The organism is Nocardia thailandica NBRC 100428 (assembly GCF_000308795.1).
Taxonomy (GTDB): Bacteria; Actinomycetota; Actinomycetes; order Mycobacteriales; family Mycobacteriaceae; genus Nocardia; species Nocardia thailandica.
In genome coordinates this window covers 1-2,140 of the sequence record NZ_BAGK01000281.1, presented here as the reverse complement: position 1 = coordinate 2,140, position 2,140 = coordinate 1, and the positions used below count along the sequence as shown (strand labels likewise).

The following is a 2,140-nucleotide window of genomic DNA, read 5'->3' as shown; positions in this document are numbered from 1 at the left end:
AGCGGTCTGGCGCTCTCTGGCGCCAACAGTCCAAAGGTGTGTTGTTGAGCGGACTTTGACACGGCCGCCGTAGAAAAGGGAGATCCGGTCGCCGTTGCTGTTGCCAACCACATGCTTGGCATTGTTGGATGTCACTCATACCTCGCGGGGCAATGGTTGTGGATGATCATGAGCGCTGTCCCGCCGCGATTGTTGACCGCTGCCAGCTCACGCCCCATCGGCGGGTGGTCCGAACTGGTGGGGGCCGGGCCACTCCTGGCAGATTAACCTGGTCAGCTCGGCCGAACGCTTCGCAATATCGGTATCGGCCCACGCGTCAGGGTGATCGTCAATCAGCTCCTTGTTGAGCACCAGCAGGCTGAACTTGCTCAGCAGTGAGCGCTTGCCCTTCCCGGCTTCACGCCCGGTCGGGGCGACGGATTGCGCCTCGGCGTCAGTCCAGGGACGATGAGACAGGGAGCCGTTGAGTTTTTGCGTGACGAGCGTGAGGTTGCCGAGTGTGTTGACGAGGCGGTCCCGCTCGCGGGCGGCCTCTCCCGTCAGGGGCGGCTGATGGTCCCAGTTCTGCTGCCATTTTTGGGGCATGACATGTTCGATCTGCAATGGGCCGCTGAGGCTGATGGATTCGTGGCGTTCAGACCGCAGCCGCTGCTCGATTGCTTCGAGAACGACTCGAATTCGACTTTGTCGGATCGTTTTATAGATGCGGAGTGCCGGCAGGTATTTCTGCAGCTCATCATCACTCGGCCAGAGTCTCGTCTCGGCCGTCTGCACGCTGAGGTAGCCGAACAGCACGGTACCGATCTTGTCCGGAGCGGTTCCATCAAGGATCGCCAAAGCTGAGACCATGAACCGATTGACGTCCTTCGTTGTGTAGCGCAGCAGCGTTCGGCGGACCACCCAGCTCTCCAGCGCACTTAGAGCTAGCTCAACCTGATCCTCTGGGACCTGGTGATTCTCGGAGACGACCCACATCAGAAGTGGAGTGGTGGCGGCAAGCTCGAACTCTTGGATCACCCGTCGGTAGAAGCGTCCCGCTGCCGTGTCGGGCGGAGATTCGGCCAGGATGCGGTAGGTTTCCGCGTCACGGATCAGCTCAGCAAGCAGCGCCTCGGCCGACTCGACGGTCTTCATGTGGTTGCTGGCGTACTTTGTGAAGGCCCGGAACGTCTCATCGACCAAGATTTCTTCGCGTGTACGCATTGTCAGCCAGTACTGTAGGAACGTGTCGATACGTGAGCGCAGGTGACGTCCCTGGGGAGCCTCATCGCGCCACCAGTCGTCGTCGAAGTCGCTCCAGAACCGATCTGGCCAGCTGTCGATGTCGGCGTGTAACCGTTCACCCTGCTGGAAGACCCAATTCTTCACCAGATCCGCCTTGAGCAAGGGTGTGCCGCGGTCGTTGAGCGTTTCGAAGATCAACTGGTCATCGTCATGGCCGGACAGGTTTATCGCCACGACGAGCAGGCGTGATTGCAGAACATCGGTGAGTGCCTCAACCCGCTGTTCCTCGGTCCCAGGCGGTTCTGGCTCACCTTCCTCGTGCACACCGCGAATCCAGGCGCGGATCTCGCTGCTGAAAAACCGGTGGGCCTCGGCGATGCGGTGCTCGGCATGCTGGCCGTTGTCGGTTTGGGCCAGCGCGGCGGCGAACGCCTCGCGATCCGAGCGGGACGGCCAGAGCTTGAACTGCTCCGGCTTGCCTCGAAACCGATTGGCCGCATTGATCGTTAGCTCCCCGAGGGCCTCGCCCTCGTCGGCGTAGCCGAGGTCAGTGAAGGCTTTTTGCGCGGCATCGAGCAGTAGCTGCAGGGTGGTCGTGCGCTGCTGTCCATCGATGACAGCGTGCCGCGTGACGTCCCCGGAGATCGCGGGCTTTGACTTGAAGACGATCGCGCCCAGGAAGTGCCCGCCGATCTCCTTCAGCGCATCCTTATCACCGTTCGCCTCAACCACGCGCTCCGTGACGCGCCTGACGTCTTGCCATAGGGGAGCCCACTGGTCCTCTTCCGACCAGACATACGGTCGCTGGAAGACCGGGATCTCGTAATGCACAGCACCGTCGAACAACGCTCGCGGAGCCAGCGCGTCAGCTTTCATCAGGTGATCTCCTCGACTCGACGAACCCCAAGCAAGCATG

1 protein-coding gene is annotated in these 2,140 nt (G+C 61.3%); it reads right to left on the bottom strand.

Features of this window, described 5'->3' with window-relative positions; translation table 11 throughout:
- Positions 1-207 precede the first annotated feature (207 nt).
- Positions 208-2,140: DUF262 domain-containing protein (locus tag ON36_RS28535; protein ID WP_083885492.1), on the bottom strand; the 1,933-nt coding region annotated here is incomplete at its 5' end.